The organism is Amycolatopsis azurea DSM 43854 (assembly GCF_001995215.1).
GTDB classification, from domain to species: domain Bacteria; phylum Actinomycetota; class Actinomycetes; order Mycobacteriales; family Pseudonocardiaceae; genus Amycolatopsis; species Amycolatopsis azurea.
The window spans coordinates 67,247-83,749 of record NZ_MUXN01000027.1 but is presented as its reverse complement, the minus strand read 5'-3'; the positions used below and the strand labels follow the sequence as shown (position 1 = coordinate 83,749).

Here is a 16,503-nt window from a genome sequence, read left to right as displayed (position 1 = left end):
GTCCTGAGTCGATCAACTTCACGGCGGCGGGCTTTCGCGCCGCAAGCTACCAATGTGGCATTGGGGACGCTCAAAGTCCCCAGTGCCACATCGGGCGCGTCGAAGCACTTCATGGCTCGCCGGACACGACCTACTTCTCGTTTTGGGAGGCCTTCAGCCGCGCCTCTTCCTTGCGGACCTCGGCCTGGGTCTCGCGTTCCCGCTTCAGCCAGTCGGGGTTCTCGGTCTTGACCGCGTCGATCTGCTCGGTGGTGAGGGCGTCGGTGATCCCACCCCGCGCCAGACCGCTGATGGAGATACCCAGCTTCGCCGCGATGACCGGCCGCGGGTGCGGCCCGTTGCGGCGCAGGTCGCGCAGCCACTCAGGAGGTTCGGCCTGCAACGCGTTCAGCTCGTCGCGGGAGACGACACCCTCCTGGAACTCCGCCGGGGTGGCCTCGAGGTACACACCCAGCTTCTTCGCCGCTGTCGCGGGCTTCATCGTTTGAGGGGTTTTCTGCGACGTCATTGCCTCAGGGTAACGAGCGGCCCGGACACCTCTGATCACACCCGGTGATCAGGCTCAGCCGTCCTTGGCCGGGAGAGTCACGACGCCGAATCCTGCGAGCACTCCGACGACGGCGACGACGAGGAGAACCAGCCAGGCGACCGGATGCCCGAGGTTGAGCGTCCAGTAGGTGCCGACCCGCCGGTGCACCAGCAGCGCCGGGTCGTTCCGGTTCAGGTAGACCATCCCGGCCGCGTACCAGTGGCGGTCGTCGTCGCGTTGTTCGTAGCGGGTTTCGGGTTCGCCGCCGGTGGGGGACAGGCGGTGCCCGGCGTCGCCGGAGCGGAGGGAGAAGCCGATCCAGGCGAGGAAGGCGGCGAGCAGCGGCAGGTACGCCACGACCGTGACCGGCACGGTCGTTTCGACGATCTCCCACAGCTGGAGCGAAACGACGAGCAGCGTCGCGTTGGCGCAGCCGGCGGACACCAGCAGCAAGCTGAGCACGCCGTGCAGGTACTCCCGATACCGCGACGCCGACGCGGCAGGCTGTGCGGCGTCGATCTCGGGGCGGGCCCGTGAGATCGCGAGGGTCAGGAGCGAGACCAGGACGACGACCAGAGCCTGTGCGAAGACCGTCGAGTAGCCCGTCTTGTCCTTGGCCAGGCCGATGGCGGCCGTGACGACGGCGAGCAGCGCCGACAGCGCCAGAAGAATCCACTGTGGACGAATCGGATCCGAGCGCAGTGAGGTGTCGGTGGCGACGGCCTGTCGTGTCCCGGCGTACCAGCCGCCGTCGCGTTTCGCGGCGACGATCGACCGATGCGCCAGGCTGCCGAGCACCGCGTAGAGCGCGGCGAGGCCGACGATGACGAGGTCGATTCGCGTCGTCCAGCCGGTGAGAACGAGTGCGCAGGCGAGGACCGCGCCCGCCGCGATGCCCCGGTTGTAGCGACGGCGCGCGCGTGCGATGGCGGGGTCACCGGCGCGCCCGGCGGGGATCCGGACGCCGAAGGGGAGTGTCGGCCGGGCCAGTGCCGGTCCCGAGCCGAAGGCGGCCGCGATGGCCGCGATCAGGGCCAGGTGCAGCCAGCTCGGTCCGGTCATCGGTGGGTGCTCACCGCGAAGGAGTCCAGCACCGTCTCGCACCGGCTCGTCACCTCGCGCGGGCCTAGGCCGAGCGCGACGGCTTCCGCGAGGAGGGTGCGCAGGCGTTCCTGCCACTCGTCCGCGTAACCGTCCTCCGCCGGTCCGGACGACGCGTCCCGCCGGACGACCGCGCCGGTCTTGCGGTTGATCCGGATGAACCCCTGTGTCCGCAGCAGGTCGTAGGCCTTGTTGACGGTGTGGAAGTTGATCCCGAGATCGGCGCCGAGCTGCCGCGTGGAGGGCAAGGCGGTGCCCTCGGCCAGCGCGCCGTCGGCGACGGCTTCGACGATCCGGTCGCGGATCTGCTGGTAGATCGGAACCTCGCTGTCGAGGTCGAGAGTCAGCAACACCCGTCAAGGATATCTGCTATACACTTGCTATAACAACTACATCAGCTAGCTATCAGGGGAAGGTGGTCAGGATGGCGACGATCGACATCGCCGGTGGCAGCGTGCGAGTGAGGTTCTCGGCCTGGGAGAGGCTGGCTGTGTGGCGCGACGAAGTGGTCGTGCCGCAGGCGGTGATCAGGGCCGTCGAACTCGTCGACGCTCCGGTGGGACGAGCGCGCGGAGGGCGGGCAGGAGTGCTGGTCAGCGGGGTGCTGAAGGTGGGCTACTGGGGCCTGGGGACGGGGATCCGGCAGCTGGTGTCGGTCCGCAGGGGAGTTCCGGCGCTGCGGATCGCGATCGATCGCGAGGCCGCCGGGCTCCCCTTCGACGAGGTGCTCGTCAGCGCGCGGAACGCGGCGGAACTCGCGTGCGCGCTCGTGTCGAGCGACGTTCAGAGGTAGTCGAAGAACCGGTCCCACCACGACGGCGGCCGGTCCGGCGGGTAGAGGGCGTCGAAGCCGCTGATCCCGTTGTACTTGGTCCACAGCGGATGTTCGGAGACGGGCAGGTAGCCGAGCGCTTCCAGTTCGTCTTCGACCCGTCTTCGATCCCGCAGCGGGAAGAACTCCTGCTCCTCGTCTTCGTCGTAGCTGCCCGGATTCCCCAGTGTCACCGCGACGAGCCCGCCGAAATTGCTGACCGTGACGGTCACCTGGTCCGGAGCGGAGGTCGCGCTCGCCGGGATCACGATCCTGCCGAGATGACTGGCGTCCTGGACGTTGCGGTCGACGTCGCAGGAGCAGTCGAATCGCCGTTCCAGTCCCTCGGCCAGCCGCTCGAAGCGTGCCCGCTCGACCGGCCTGTCGAAGTCGTGTGGCACCTCCCAGTGGCCGGGTTCGTCCAGTTCTCGCAGCAGTGCCCAGGTCTGCTGTTCGTCGAGGGGCATCGTCGCCTCCCGGCCTCGGGTGGTCTAGTCCACTTATCGAACTGACTTTAGCGAGCAGTGTCCCGCGCGGACAATGGTGGGACGAATTCTGGTCCGAAAAAATTCGCCTCGGTAGCGCCAGCGCTACCCGCGATTCGGCGGTCAGCACTCCTGATCTTCGCGCCTTGCTCGGGCAGGGTCGTAGGCATCGATCCGAACGAGCAAGGAGTGTGAATGACGGTGCGCAAGGGCGTCGTGGTCCTGACTGTGGCCGGCCTGCTGGGAGCTTCGTGGACAACGGCCGCGGACGCGGCCCCGGCCGACGGGGCTGGGCTGCGGCAGGGACTCGACGCGTTGGTGCGTCAGGAGAAGTTTCCGGCGGCCCTGGCCTACGTGAGCGACGGCAGGCGGTCGACGTCGCTGGTCGCGGGATCGTCGCGGATCGATCGGCGGGTCCCGGTCCCGAAGGACGGCTCGGTCCGCGCGGGTAGCAGCACCAAGGCGTTCACCGCGGTCACCGTCCTCCAGCTCGTGGCCGAGGGCAAGGTCGAGCTGGACGCGCCGATCGAGAAGTACCTGCCGGGGATCGTGCGAGGGGAGGGCATCGACGCCACCAAGATCACCGTCCGGCACCTGCTCCAGCACACCAGCGGGCTGGCCGATTACGCCGACTACCTCGGGTTGTCGGATTTCGAGCAGGTACAGCACCGCTACATCCCGAACCACGAGCTGCTCGCCTTGGGGTTGAGTCATCCGGCGAAGTTCGCGCCCGGCGCGGGCTGGGCGTACAGCAACACGGGCTACCTGCTGGCGGGAATGGTGATCGAGAAGGTGACGGGGCGTCCGGTGCAGGAACAGATCACCGAACGAGCGATCAAGAAGGCGGGACTGAAGCACACGTATTGGCCGCAGGCCGGAGACCAGACCATCCGCGGACGGCACCCGCAGGGTTACGCGACCGGCGACTCCGCCACCGGCAGGGTGGTCGACGCGACCGAGCTGGATCCGTCCTGGGGCGGCGCGGCCGGGCAGTTGATCTCGACGCCCAGCGACCTCGGCAGGTTCTTCCGGGTGCTGCTCGACGGCGGGCTGCTGCCCGCCGCGCAGCTCGCCGAAATGCGGAAAACCGTCGACGCCCCCTTGTTCCCGGGCTCGAAGTACGGGCTGGGATTGATGAGCATCCCGCTCAGCTGTGGCGGGGTGTACTGGGGCCATGGCGGGGACATCCCCGGGTTCGAAACCCGCGGTGGGGCCACGGAAGACGGCCGCACCGTCGGGCTCGCGGTGACGGCGGTGCCGGGAGTCTTCGGTGACGCCAAGCAGGGGAGCAAGGCCGTGATGGCCACAGTGGACACTGCCTTCTGCAAGTGACCGTTGGTGGAAAACCGGTTTCCGGTGCCTTTCGGAGTCGCTACACTCGCCACGGATCATCCCGGCGAGGAAGGACAGGACAGTGCGTCATCACCACGCCGTCGTCGTCCCCTCGGCCCGCTACGAGGTGATCCTGGTGTCTCCGCGCTCCCGGTGCCTGCCGCGCGGCACGCACCGGCACGCCTGACGAACGCCTGACCTTCTTGCGCCCTCTTTCCGTTGCGCCGCAACGGTGAGCGCGCTTGCTCGCGTTCGTCGGAATCGCGCCGTCGGAGTTTCCGGAGTACACCTCGAAAGGCCCGCGCCATGCGCACCGACCCGCACCGCGTCCCCCTGTCCGCCGTCCGCAATCTGGGCATTCTCGCCCATGTCGACGCGGGCAAGACCACCCTCACCGAACGGATCCTGTACGTCACCGGCACCACCTACAAGAAGGGTGAGGTCCACGACGGCACGACCGTGACCGACTTCGATTCCCAGGAGCGAGACCGTGGCATCACCATCTTCGCCGCCGCCGTCAGCTGTTCGTGGGACGGCCATCTCGTCAACCTGATCGACACTCCCGGCCACGTCGACTTCTCCGACGAGGTCGAACGGTCGCTCCGGGTCCTCGACGGCGCGATCGCGGTGTTCGACGGTGTCGCCGGGGTCGAACCGCAGAGCGAATCGGTGTGGCGCCAGGCCGACCGGCACGGCGTGCCGCGGATCGCGTTCGTCAACAAGCTCGACCGCGCGGGTGCCGACCTGGACGCGGCCGTGGCGTCCATCCGGGACCGGCTGCATGCGCGTCCGCTGGTGGTCCAGCTGCCGATCGGGGCGGAAGACGGCTTCACCGGCGTGGTCGACCTGGTCCGGATGCGGTCACTCGTCTGGGCCGACGGTGCCGAGACGGCCGAGGAAGGGCCCGTTCCGGAGTCCCTTGTGGACGAAGCGAACCGGCGACGGCGGCTGCTCGACGAGGCCGTGGCGGAAGTCCATCCGGCCGCGCTGGAGGAGTTCTGCGATTCGTCGGCGGTCTCGGCGGAGACGCTGGTCGCGGCGCTGCGCGAGCTCACTCGGACCGGTGACGGCGTCGTGGTGCTGTGCGGTTCGGCCTACCGCAACCGCGGCGTGGAGCCACTGCTGGAAGCGGCGGTGGCGTATCTACCCGCGCCATCGGATGTTCCGCCGGTCCGGGGTGAGTACGACGGCACGTTCCAGGAACGCCCCGCCGATCCGTCGGCGCCGTTCGCGGCCTTGGTCTTCAAGGTGACCTCGACCGCCACCGGGCGGTTGACGTACCTGCGGGTGTATTCGGGCACGATCCGGACTTCGGAGGCGGTGATGGACGTGGGCGCCGGTCGTGTCGAGCGCGTCGGCCGCATCCTGCGGGTCCAGGCGGACCGGCACACCAGGGTGGACAGCGCCGTCGCGGGCGACATCGTCGCGGTGGTCGGGCTGAAGTCGGCCCGGGCGGGCGCGACGCTGTGCACGCCGTCGGCGCCGCTCCTGCTCGAACCGCCGGTCGTGGCCGATCCGGTCGTGTCGGTCGCCGTCGAGGCACGGACGGGAACCGACACGGAACGGCTGATGGCCGCGCTGGCGCGACTGGTCGAGGAGGACCCGTCACTGGTCATCCGGACCGATCGCGAGACCGGTCAGACCCTGCTGTCGGGGATGGGCGAACTGCATCTGGAGGTGGCGGTGGAGAAGATCCGGCGCGACCACGGGCTGGACGTCGGTGTCGGACGGCCCCGGGTCGCCTATCGCGAGACGGTCGCCCGCGGCGTGTCCGGTTTCGTCTACCGGCACGTCAAACAGGACGGCGGCGCCGGGCAGTTCGCCCACGTCGTGATCGACACGGAACCGTCGGCGGAAGGAGAGTTCGAGTTCCAGTCCACTGTGGTCGGTGGCCGCGTGCCGCGGGAATACGTCCGCGCGGTCGAAGCGGGTTGCCGTGACGCGCTGGCGGAAGGCCCTCTCGGCGGGCATCCGGTGACCGGTGTGCGGGTCACCTTGACCGACGGGGCGACCCACTCGAAGGACTCTTCGGAGATGGCGTTCCGGGCGGCAGGCCGGTTCGCGCTCCGGGCGGCTCTGGCGGCGGGGGCGATGACGCTGCTGGAGCCGATCGCCGAAGTGACCGTCACCGTGCCCGAAAGCGCCGTCGGCGTTGCGCTCGGAGACCTCGCCGCCCGGCGTGGCCGGGTGCTGGGGTCGGTGGTGCGCGCGGGAACGACCGTGGTCACCGCGACCGTGCCGCTGGCCGAACTGTTCGGCTACGCGACGCGGTTGCGCAGCCGGACCCAGGGCCGGGGCACGTTCACCGCCCGGCCGACCGGCCACGCCCCGGCACCCGAGGGGCAACCGGTCCGGTAGCCGGACGCCGGCCCGCTCACGACACTCGTGGGCGGGCCGGCGCTCCCTCCGCGGTAATCCGGCGATCGGGCGCCGGGCGACCGTGGTCTTCACCCGGTCAGGGCACGGGGTGCGGCGGACGGCAGTTCTGCCGCGGCAGCGCGTGCGAACCGTTGGTGTACACGCCGTCCGCGATCGTGTCCTCCATGATCGAGCGGTGATCGGTGGGCCGGGCCCACTGGTAGCAAAGGTGCTGGGCGAAGTACCCGCCTGGCGCCTCGAGAGTGTCGAAGTGGCAGACGCCGTCCGTCTCGATGCAGTAGCGGATGAACGGGATACCGCCGAAATCGCTGCGGCCCGGCCCGAACGAGACGTAGCCGCCGAACGGCGACGGGGCCCCGGTGCCTGCCGGGAGCACCGCGCTGATCCCGCGTCCGGGCGGGCCGACGGGCTGCATCGGGTCGGCGAAGATCTTCGCGCTGAACCGCGACTTGTCGACGGCCAGGTTCCCGTCGGCGATGTCGTTCAGCACCTTGTTCGCGACCAGCGCGCCCTGCGAGTACCCGACGACGGTGAATTCCGCGCCAGGGTTCTCGTCGAAGGAGCTTTGGACGACACGACGGGCTTCCTCGTGCCCGCGCGCGACGCTCTGGTCCATCGGTGTCTGGTCGCAGTTGGGTGCTCCGGCGGCCCCTGCCGGGTAGTGGACCACCTTCTTGATCCCGCCCCGCAACCAGGCGTCGTTGTAGACGGTCGCGGCTCCGTCGCAGGTGCCGCCGATGAGGATGTAGTAGTGCGCCTGGTCGGCCGTCTCGGCCTGGGCCGACGGCGCGATGGCGCCGATCAGCCCGCCGGCCAGTGCGGCCGCCGCCAGGACCCCCCTGAATTTCTTCACATTCATCGTCCCTTCCGCTCGACTACGGTGCGTGTCCGAACGTTAGGGATGCGTCATGAAATTTTGATGAAACCCGCCGTCGGGCCCAACGGGTTCGGCCGAACGGCGTCAGTGGGAGAGCACGTTGACCACATGGCCGCTGGGATCGCGGACGAAGAACCGGCGGACGCCCCACTCCTCGTCGGTCAATTCGTGCACGATCTCCGCCCCGGCGGCCTTGGCCGACGCATACGCCGCGTCGACGTCGTCGACCTCGATCGAGGCGACCGGCACGACGGGCGCGGTTTCGTCATGGGTCATGAGGCTCAGCTGGACCTCCGGCCGGTCCGGATCCGCCAGCGTCACGATCCAGCCGTGGTCCATCACCACCTGGAAGCCGAGAACCTGTACGTAGAAGGCCTTCGTCTGTGCCAGCGTCCGGGTTTCGAGGTCCGTGACCACTCTCTTGATCGACATACGGCGATCCTGGCACAAGGGTCCGACGCTTTCGGGGGAGCAGGAGCGGCGTCGCGAGCATGAGCACCCCGGCGACGCCGACGGCGGCGCGCGGGCCGGTGAACGCGGCGAGCAGACCCCACAGCGCGGTCAGGGCCGCGGTGGTGAGCTTGCCGGCGATCGACCAGGCCGACAGCGTGCGCGCGGCGCGGTCGAGGGGCACCAGTTCGAGCCTGCTGGTGGCGAGCACCGGGTTGAACACGCCGATGCAGGTGATCAGCGCGAATTCGACGACGATGACCAGGACCAGCCCCGGGACACCCGGTTGGATGAAGACCAGCCCGACGGGCCAGCAGATGCGCAGCCATCCGGTGACGAAGAGGACCCGGTCCCGGCCGTACCGGGCGACCACGTTCCGGGAGATCCTCGATCCGATCAGCCCGCCGAGACAAGGCACGGCGAAGGCCACCGCGTACTCCCACGGAGCGAAGCCGAGCTGTCCGAGCATCAGCACGGCCATCAGCGGCGCGGTCGCCATGATCAGGCCGTTGACCACGATCGTGTTGGCGAACAGCGGTCGCAACACCGGATGGGTGAGGATGAACCGCCAGCCTTCCCGCAGGTCGCGGCCGGTCAACCGAGGGCCGTCCGGCTTCGCGGGCGGCGGCTCCGCACCGCCGACGGCGCGGATCCCGGCCGCCGACAGCAGGTAGCTGACCGCGTCGGCCGCGATCGTGATCACCGGCCCGAAGAGGCCGACGGCGAAACCGCCGAGCGGCGGGCCCAGCACCGTCGCCGTCCAGGTCGTCGATTCGAACCGGGCGTTCGCGACGAGCAGGTCCTCGCGGGGCAGCAGCGTTTTCAGGAACGCCCCGCTGGCGGCCAGGAACGTGATGTCGGCCGCCGCGACGACGACCGACACCGCGAGAAGCTGCCAGAAACCGAGCAACCCCAGCGCGTACGCCACCGGAACGGTCAGCAGCGCACCGCAGCGGACCAGGTCCATCGCGATCATCACCGGCCGCTTGCGACGGAACTCGACCCAGGGGCCGAGCGGCAGCGCGACCACCGCGCCCACCACGAGACCGGCGGCCGCCAGCAGCGAGACCTCGGTGGTGCCCGCGCCCAGCGCCACGATGGCGATCAGGCTGAACGCGTCGAACGCGAACCTCGTACCGAACGCGCTCGCCGCGTATGCCGCCCAAAGCCAGCCGAATCGTCGACCCAGCGATCTCCCACTCACCCGCGAGATCAAAGCAAGCCGGGACGCGGCTGTCGAACAACGGGTCGTTGGCGGGTCACAACCGGTGGTTGTGCGACTGCTCAGAGATCTCCGAGCGCGGTGACCGGCGACTCGACGCAGTCCGCGACGAACCGCAGGAACCCGCCGGCGGTCCCGCCGTCGCACACCCGGTGGTCGAACGCCAGCGTCAGCTCGCAGATCTTCCGCGCCACCAGCGCGCCGTCGACCACCCAGGCGCGGTCGATGATCCGGCCGATGCCGAGGATCGCCGCCTCCGGGTGATTGATGATCGCGGCGGAGCCGTCGACCCCGAACACGCCGTAGTTGTTCACCGTGAACGTTCCGCCGGTGAGACCGGCCGGGCCGAGTTTGCCCTCCCTGGCTTGTCCGGTCCGCTCGCCGATCGCGGCCGAAAGGTCCCTTGTGGACAGTGAACCCGCGTCGCGGACGACCGGGACGACCAGCCCGCGGTCGGTCTGCGCCGCGAAACCGAGGTTGATGTCCCGCAGCTGGACGATTTCGTCGCCTTCGACGCGCGAGTTCAACTCGGGGAATTTCCGCAGGCCCGCCACCGCGAATCGGGCGACGAGACCGAGGAGGCTCACCGGGCGATCCGGCGCCGACGCGTTCAGCGCCTTGCGCGCGGTAACGAGTTCGGTCGCGTCGACGTCGACCCAGACCGTCGCTTCGGGGATCTGGCGCCGCGAGGTCGTCAGCTTGTCGGCGACCGCCTTGCGGACCCCCGTCAGCGGAATCCGCGTCTCGCCGTCGCGCTGCTCGGGGACGGTGAGCGCCGCTTCGACGTCGGCGCGGCGGATGATGCCGCCCGGGCCGCTGCCGGTCAGTTTCGTCAGGTCGATCTTGTGGTCGGCGGCCATCTTGCGGACGAACGGCGAGATCACGCCCGGCGCCTTCGACGGCTTCTCCGGAGCTGTGGTGACGACGGTGCGCGTCCGGCGGCGCCGTGTCGTGGTGGTCGTGCCGTAGCCGATGAGGACGTTGCCGCTGCCTTCGCTCGCCGTGGTCACGCCGGGTTCGGCGAAGCCGGGGCCGATGGTGAGCAGGGGAGCGCCGACCGGCAGCGACTGGCCGGGTTCGCCGTGGAGGCGGGTGACGACGCCGGCGAACGGCACCGGCACCTCGACCGCGGCCTTCGCGGTCTCCACCTCGACGACGGGCTGGTCCACGCCGACGGTGTCGCCTTCCGCGACGAGCCAGGTGACGATGGTGCCTTCGGTCAGGCCTTCGCCGAGATCCGGGAGCAGGAAGTCAGGCACCGGCCACCACCGGTTCGTCGTTCCACTGCAGCCGGGCGACGGTGTCCAGGATCCGGTCGACGTCCGGCAGCTGGTGACGCTCCAGTTTCGGCGGGGGATAAGGGATGTCGAGCCCGGTGACGCGCAGGACGGGCGCGTGCAGCTGGTGGAAGCACTGCTCGGTGACGCGAGCGACCACCTCGGCGCCGTAGCCGCCGAACCCGGCGGCCTCGTGCACGACGACGGCGCGACCGGTGCGGCGCACCGAAGCGGTGACGGTCTCGTCGTCGAACGGGCTCAGCGACCGGAGATCGACCACCTCGACGTCCCAGCCCTCGGCTTTCGCGGCCTCCGCGGTTTCCAGCGCGGTGGCGACCATCGGGCCGTACGCGATCAGCGTGACGTCCTTGCCCTCGCGGCGCACGACCGCGCGGTCCATCGGCGCGCCGTCCCGGGTGAAGGACACGGGTTCCTTCGACCAGTAGCGGCATTTGGGTTCGAGGAAGATCACCGGATCCGGTGAGTCGATCGAGTCGCGCAGGAGGTCGTAGGCGTCCTGGGGAGTGCCGGGCGTGACGACCCGCAGTCCGGGCGTGTGGGTGTAGTAAGCCTCGCTCGAATCGCAGTGGTGCTCGACGCCGCCGATCCCGCCCGCGTACGGGATCCGGATGACCATCGGCAGCGACAGCGCGCCGCGGGTGCGGTTCCGCAGTTTCGCGACGTGCGAGGTGATCTGCTCGAACGCGGGGTAGGCGAAGGCGTCGAACTGCATTTCGACGACCGGACGGAACCCGCCCATCGCCATGCCGACCGCGAAACCGACGATGCCGGACTCCGCCAGCGGCGTGTCGAAACAGCGTTCCTCGCCGAAGTCGGCGGTGATGCCGTCGGTCACCCGGAACACGCCGCCGAGCGGGCCGACGTCCTCGCCGAAGATCAGCACGCGGTCGTCGTCCTTGACCGCGTCACGCAAGGCGGCGTTGAGCGCCTGTGCCATCGAGATCTCGGTCATCAGCCCTCCACGGCTTCCAGTTCGGCCGCGACCAGCGCGCGCTGAGCGGCCAGCTGACGGGTCGGAACGGCGTACACGTGCTCGAACAGCGACATCGGGTCCGGCTCCACGTCGGCGTTCAGGGTGTCGCGCACCCCGGCCGCGAACGTCTCCGCCTCGGCCCGGAACCGCTCGATGTCGTTGTCGGACAACAGGTTCCGGCCGGTCAGGTAGGTTTCGAGACGGCGGACCGGGTCGGCCGCGCGCCACTTCTCGACCTCGGCCTGATCGCGGTACCGGGTGGCGTCGTCGGCGTTGGTGTGCGCGTCGATGCGGTAGGTGTGCGCCTCGACCAGGACCGGCCCGCGACCGGCACGCGCGTGTGCGACGGCGTCGTCCAGTACCGACAGGACCGCGACCGCGTCGTTGCCGTCGACCTGCTCCGAGCGGACGCCGTAGCCGACGCCCTTGTAGGCCAGCGCCGGCGCCGCGCTCTGCTTCTCGAACGGCACCGAGATCGCGAACCCGTTGTTCTGCACGAAGAACACCACCGGTGCCTTGAACACGGCCGCGAAGTTGAGCGCCTCGTGGAAGTCGCCCTCGCTGGTCGCGCCGTCGCCGATGAGCGCGAACGCGACGGCGTCCTCGCCGCGACGCTGCATCGCGTGCGCGAGCCCGGCGGCGTGGAGGGTCTGGGTGGCCAGCGGGGTGCACTGCGGCGCGACCCGGGTCGTGGCGGGGTCGTAGCCACAGTGCGCGTCGCCGCGGAGCAGCGTCAGGATCTCGCCCGGTTCGAGCCCGCGGGCGACGAGCGCGACCGAGTCACGGTAGGTGGGGAAGAGCCAATCGGCCTCGGTGAGCGCCAGCGCGCTCGCGACCTGGCAGGCCTCCTGGCCGGCGCTCGACGGATAGACCGCGAGACGTCCCTGTTTGGTCAGCGCGGTCGCTTGCGCGTCGAACCGGCGGCCGAGCACCATCAGCCGGTAGGCCTCGACGAGCCGATCGGACGGCGGCTCGGCGTAGCCGCCGTGCTCGTCGGCGCGAGTGCCGTCCTCGGCGAGGAACCGCACCGGGACCTCGGACGGCAGCAACGCGGCGGCAGGGGTCTCCCGCGACATGCGCAGCACCACCTTTCACAGACATATGATGCTGAGATGGTGGTTTCCGGAGTCTTGGTGTTCAAGAGGCAGGCGAAATGAGCGACAAACTGTCCGAAGGATCGGTTCAGCAGAGCCGAACGTCCAACAGTCGCGTGGCTCACGCGACGGATCCGGGACGAACGGTCCTTGCCCTCGACGACATCGACCGGGCGATCCTCGCCGAGCTGTCCGCCGACGGCAGGCTCGCGATCCGCGCGCTGGCGAAACGACTGCACATCTCGCGCACCAACGCCTACGCGAGGCTCGACAGACTGATGTCCGAAGGCGTCATCACCGGCTTCCACGCCCGCATCGACCCGAGGCGAGCCGGACTCGGGACGAGCGCGTACATCCTGATCACCGTCGAGCAGACCTCGTGGCGCACGATGTCGGCCGAACTGCGGGAGATCCCGTTCGTCGAGCACGTGTCGCTGGTCGGCGGCGATTTCGACATCCTGCTGCTGGTGCGGACTCCGGACAACGCGTCGTTGCGGGACGTCGTCCTGGAACGGCTTCAGGCGCTGGACGGCGTGCGGTCGACCCGGACCTGGCTGATCTTCGAAGAACAGCAGGGCGGCGGCGCTCGCCTTTAGTCCTCTGAATGCGCTCGCCGAGCGACCGGTGCGGTGAGCTGAATGGTCTATTCCACCGGACAGGTCACCGAACAACTCTGGCTCCACCGTTGGAAAATCTCATACCCTCCGTGTCAGGCCGAAGGGAGCTGACCTGATGAGGTGGACCTGGGCGCGTGCGGCGGTGGTTATGGTGGTCGCCGCGGCGAGTCTCGCGATCGTCCCGACGAGTCAACCGAGCGCCGCCGAGACGCCGGCGACCCCCGCCGCGGCAGGCCGGTCCGCGATCTACGGCGGGGGACCGTTCTATCAGGACGGACAGGGCGTCATGGACACCCTTCGCTCGTCCGGCTTCACCACCGTGATCTTGTGGAGCATCCACGTCCACGACAACGGCGATCTGTACTACAACGACCATCTCGTGGTCAGCGGCGGACAGTACGTCGGAGACGCCGGCTGGCCCGCGCGGCTGCGGACCCTGAAGCAGGCACCGACGTCGGTCAACCGCATCGAGGTCTCGGTCGGTGCCTGGGGCACGCCGGACTGGGAAGCCATCGACAAGCTGATCACCCGCGACGGCACCGGCAGCGGGACGATCCTGTACCGCAACTTCCTGGCACTGAAGAACGCCACCGGCGCGGACGCGATCAACAACGACGACGAAGCGCACTACGACGTCGACTCCACCGTCACCTTCGCGCGGATGGCGAACGCCATGGGCTACCGGAACTTCACCCTCGCGCCGTACACCGCGGTCTCGTACTGGAAGAGCGTGAAGAACGGTCTCGGCGCCCTGGTCGATCGCGTGTACTTGCAGGCCTACGCGGGCGGGAGCGGCAACAACCCGGCGACGTGGTCGCAGTCGCTCGGCATGCCGGTCGATCCGGGACTGTGGAGCAAGAACGGCTCCGGCTGTTCGTCGGGAGACTCGCCCGCGCAGGTGGAGAGCAAGATGCGGTCCTGGAAGTCGTCCGCGGGGATCCCCGGCGGCTTCATGTGGCTGTACGACGACATGAAGAAGTGCTCGGCGCAGGGCACGGCCGCCGACTACGCGCGGGCGATCAACACCGCCACCACCAGCTGAACCCTTGCCGCGCCAGTGGGTCCCGGGCGACGTCGCACAGGCGTCGCCCGGGACTCTGTAACGCTTCCCGCCCGCTCGCCGAATACAGGCGGGTCCCATGGCGGAGGCGGAGGAATCGTGGCGCGTGTCCTGCTCCTGTTGTCGGCCGCCGTGCTGCTCCTCGGCGCAGCGGCCTGTGCGACGCCTGAACCACGGGCACTCCCGGCGATCACGACGAGCGCGGGATCCACCACGCCCGGTCCGTCGAGCACGGATGTGTCCAAGACGGTCGTCACCACCTCGATCATCGCCGCGCCGACGACGACGGAAGTGCCCGGCAAGACCGCAGTGCCCACCAAGACCAAGACGTCCACCAAGACGAAGGCCGAACAGCGCAGGACGGCCTGCCTCAAGGATGCGAGCCAGTGCTACGAGCCGGGGACGAACACCAAATGCCAGACCGGCGGCTGCGTCAACGCCGCGCGCGGGCTGACTCAGCGCGACGTCCTGAAACAACGAGACGACTGGCTGCGCGCGCATCCGGGTTGGTGCCCCGCAGGGGAGACCGGAGCCGTGGGGCCCTGTTGACGGAGAGGCACCGCCGGACGCCCCATTCGGGTGATAACGGTTCGGCATTCGATGTATCTGATCTACTCCCCATTGACACCTTCCTGCGATCGCGGCGACTGGGTGGAGGAATGCGGTGACGGTGGAAGGCGCGGGTCAGGACTACCTGACGCGGCAGGTCGGGGCGTTGCTCGAAGCGATTCGCGAGGAGGGGCCGGTCGGCGAGGGCAGACGCAGTTTCCGGCTCGCCGGGCATCTCGCCGCGGAGGGCGGGTTCCACCTCGGCGACATCCTCGCCGCGACGGCACACCTGCTGGCGGTGCACGCGTGGAACAACGGCTACCTCGCCGCGGCGGAGGTGCTGACGCGCCGCATGCGGGAGTTCGGCGCCGAGTCGGTGGAGCTGGTGCAGCACCTCGTGCGGCTGGAGACCGGGAGCGAGCAGGGCTGGCTTCCGCTCGAAGACCGGGAAGCCCTCATCGACTACGCGCGGCGGGTTCAGCGGCCCGACATCGAACAGCGGGCGCAGGCGATCGCGCCGTTGCTGCCCGACGTCAGCGATCCCGAGAGTCCTGATCGGATGGCCAGTGAGTCGTGAGATAGTGCTCGGGATCAGCGAGGACGCCGCGGATCACCGAGCCGGCCGCGCCGCGCACGGCGGCCCCCGTACCGAGGGCCGAGCGGATGACGCACACCGGCGACCAGGCGGTGCTGGGCACACGGCGCTCCAGTTCGACGAGGAGCGGCCCACGCAGCCACGGCTCGAGCCGCGCGTAGGTTCCGCCTAGCACCACGGCCGGGACGTCCATCAGGTTGACCACAGTGGACAGTCCGATGCCGAGGTGCCCGGCGGCGGTGGTGACCGCCGCCAGTGCGGCGTCGTCTCCGGATTCCAGCGCGGAGATCAGGGCGTCCACGGTCTCGGCGCCCGCCAGTCGCAGGATCTCCTCCTGTCCGGCCATCCGTTCCAGGCACCCGTTCGCGCCGCAGGAACACGGCGGGCCGTCGGGTGCCACCGGCAGGTGCCCGATCTCGCCGCCCGCGCCCCGGACGCCCTCGAACAGCGCGCGGTCCAGCACGATTCCCGCGCCGATCCCGATCTCCCCGGACACGTGGACGAAATCGGGCAGCGCCGAGCCGTGCCAGAGTTCGGCGAGCGCGGCGAAGTTGGCTTCGTTGGCGACGGTGAAGGTCTCGCCGAGCCGGTCCGCGAGATCAACGTCGCGCCAGCCCAGGTTGGGGGCGAGCCGCACGAGGCCGGATTCGACCAGACCTGGAACCGCGATGCCGACACCGCCGACGGGCACGCCCAGTTCCTCCGCCCGCTTCCGTGCCCGGCGCAGGAACGCCGACACGCGCCGGAAGACGTGCGGGGTCCGGTTGTCCGCGTATCGGACTTCCTCGGCCCGGACGGCGCCGGTCAAATCGACCAGGCAGGACGCCAGGTAGTCGACGCCGATCTCGATGCCTAGTCCGTGCGGGCCGGTGGGGGAGAGGGAGACGACGGTGCCGCGCCGCCCGGGCCCGACGCGCTGTTCCGGTTCGCCTTCGGCCGCGAGATCCGCCGCGATCAAGCGGTCGACCACGCTCGACACGGTGGCCTTCGTGAGTCCTGTGGCGGCGGAGAGACCTGCCCGTGAAGTGCCCGGGCCGTCCGCGATCGCGCGGAGGACGAGGGCGGCGTTGTGCTGCCGCACGGTGTGCTGTCCCGCCGGGCGCGTGCCGATCATCGCGCGATTGTATTCGT

The 16,503-nt window shown here is 69.5% G+C and carries 17 protein-coding genes and 1 pseudogene; 7 read left to right on the top strand and 11 right to left on the bottom strand.

What is annotated here, in order from left to right:
- Positions 1-130 precede the first annotated feature (130 nt).
- From B0293_RS35315 to B0293_RS35305, 3 genes are all read right to left on the bottom strand, one after another.
- The gene (locus tag B0293_RS35315; protein WP_005161413.1) at positions 131-481 is read right to left on the bottom strand and encodes a DUF5997 family protein; all 351 of its coding nucleotides are present in this window, start codon (positions 479-481) and stop codon (positions 131-133) included.
- A gap of 81 nt (positions 482-562) precedes the next feature.
- On the bottom strand, positions 563-1,591 hold the full coding sequence (locus B0293_RS35310) for a DUF5808 domain-containing protein (RefSeq protein WP_005161414.1): 1,029 nt from the start codon (positions 1,589-1,591) through the stop codon (positions 563-565).
- On the bottom strand, positions 1,588-1,983 hold the full coding sequence (locus B0293_RS35305) for a GntR family transcriptional regulator (protein WP_005161418.1): 396 nt from the start codon (positions 1,981-1,983) through the stop codon (positions 1,588-1,590). The genes B0293_RS35310 and B0293_RS35305 overlap by 4 nt, the downstream gene beginning before the upstream one ends.
- 71 nt (positions 1,984-2,054) lie before the next feature.
- Between B0293_RS35305 and B0293_RS35300 the strand changes: the two genes are divergently transcribed.
- A complete protein-coding gene (locus tag B0293_RS35300; protein WP_005161421.1) occupies positions 2,055-2,423 on the top strand; it encodes a hypothetical protein in 369 nt (122 codons plus the stop codon).
- On the opposite strand, the gene B0293_RS35295 is transcribed toward B0293_RS35300, so the two are convergent.
- Positions 2,414-2,908 (bottom strand): hypothetical protein, encoded by a 495-nt coding sequence (locus tag B0293_RS35295; RefSeq protein ID WP_005161424.1) that lies wholly within the window; start codon positions 2,906-2,908, stop codon positions 2,414-2,416. The genes B0293_RS35300 and B0293_RS35295 overlap by 10 nt on opposite strands.
- Positions 2,909-3,121: 213 nt before the next feature.
- Between B0293_RS35295 and B0293_RS35290 the strand changes: the two genes are divergently transcribed.
- Both B0293_RS35290 and fusA read left to right on the top strand, forming a co-directional pair.
- Positions 3,122-4,258 carry a serine hydrolase domain-containing protein gene (locus B0293_RS35290; RefSeq protein ID WP_005161427.1) on the top strand — a complete coding sequence of 379 codons (1,137 nt, stop codon included), beginning with the start codon at positions 3,122-3,124 and terminating at the stop codon, positions 4,256-4,258.
- A gap of 306 nt (positions 4,259-4,564) precedes the next feature.
- The gene (gene fusA / locus B0293_RS35285; protein WP_005161428.1) at positions 4,565-6,616 is read left to right on the top strand and encodes an elongation factor G; all 2,052 of its coding nucleotides are present in this window, start codon (positions 4,565-4,567) and stop codon (positions 6,614-6,616) included.
- A gap of 97 nt (positions 6,617-6,713) precedes the next feature.
- On the opposite strand, the gene B0293_RS35280 is transcribed toward fusA, so the two are convergent.
- The 6 genes and pseudogenes from B0293_RS35280 to pdhA all read right to left on the bottom strand — a co-directional run bounded on the left by B0293_RS35280 (position 6,714) and on the right by pdhA (position 12,533).
- Positions 6,714-7,496: a PE-PPE domain-containing protein gene (locus tag B0293_RS35280; protein ID WP_005161430.1), complete on the bottom strand. Its 783-nt coding sequence runs from the start codon at positions 7,494-7,496 to the stop codon at positions 6,714-6,716.
- A gap of 102 nt (positions 7,497-7,598) precedes the next feature.
- Positions 7,599-7,871 (bottom strand): annotated as a pseudogene (locus B0293_RS35275) (VOC family protein); the annotation flags it as partial.
- The gene (locus B0293_RS35270; protein ID WP_005161433.1) at positions 7,780-9,168 is read right to left on the bottom strand and encodes an MFS transporter; all 1,389 of its coding nucleotides are present in this window, start codon (positions 9,166-9,168) and stop codon (positions 7,780-7,782) included. The gene B0293_RS35270 and the pseudogene B0293_RS35275, both read right to left, overlap by 92 nt.
- Positions 9,169-9,248: 80 nt before the next feature.
- Positions 9,249-10,445 (bottom strand): dihydrolipoamide acetyltransferase family protein, encoded by a 1,197-nt coding sequence (locus B0293_RS35265; protein ID WP_005161437.1) that lies wholly within the window; start codon positions 10,443-10,445, stop codon positions 9,249-9,251.
- A complete protein-coding gene (locus tag B0293_RS35260; protein WP_005161440.1) occupies positions 10,438-11,436 on the bottom strand; it encodes an alpha-ketoacid dehydrogenase subunit beta in 999 nt (332 codons plus the stop codon). The genes B0293_RS35265 and B0293_RS35260 overlap by 8 nt, the downstream gene beginning before the upstream one ends.
- A complete protein-coding gene (gene pdhA, locus B0293_RS35255; protein ID WP_005161442.1) occupies positions 11,436-12,533 on the bottom strand; it encodes a pyruvate dehydrogenase (acetyl-transferring) E1 component subunit alpha in 1,098 nt (365 codons plus the stop codon). The genes B0293_RS35260 and pdhA overlap by 1 nt, the downstream gene beginning before the upstream one ends.
- A 77-nt stretch (positions 12,534-12,610) precedes the next feature.
- Here pdhA and B0293_RS35250 point away from each other — a divergent pair, with 77 nt between their 5' ends.
- From B0293_RS35250 to B0293_RS35235, 4 genes are all read left to right on the top strand, one after another.
- On the top strand, positions 12,611-13,147 hold the full coding sequence (locus B0293_RS35250; protein WP_245820138.1) for an Lrp/AsnC family transcriptional regulator: 537 nt from the start codon (positions 12,611-12,613) through the stop codon (positions 13,145-13,147).
- A 136-nt stretch (positions 13,148-13,283) separates the two neighbouring features.
- Entirely contained in the window at positions 13,284-14,210 is a 927-nt protein-coding gene (locus B0293_RS35245; RefSeq protein WP_039918961.1) for a hypothetical protein, read from the top strand.
- A gap of 117 nt (positions 14,211-14,327) precedes the next feature.
- A complete protein-coding gene (locus tag B0293_RS35240) occupies positions 14,328-14,777 on the top strand; it encodes a hypothetical protein (RefSeq protein ID WP_005161450.1) in 450 nt (149 codons plus the stop codon).
- Between the two features lie 115 nt (positions 14,778-14,892).
- Positions 14,893-15,354, top strand: coding sequence for a hypothetical protein (locus tag B0293_RS35235; RefSeq protein WP_039918962.1), 462 nt, complete (start codon positions 14,893-14,895; stop codon positions 15,352-15,354).
- Here B0293_RS35235 and B0293_RS35230 read toward each other — a convergent pair.
- Entirely contained in the window at positions 15,311-16,486 is a 1,176-nt protein-coding gene (locus B0293_RS35230) for an ROK family transcriptional regulator (RefSeq protein WP_005161455.1), read from the bottom strand. The genes B0293_RS35235 and B0293_RS35230 overlap by 44 nt on opposite strands.
- Between the last annotated feature and the right edge of the window lie 17 nt (positions 16,487-16,503).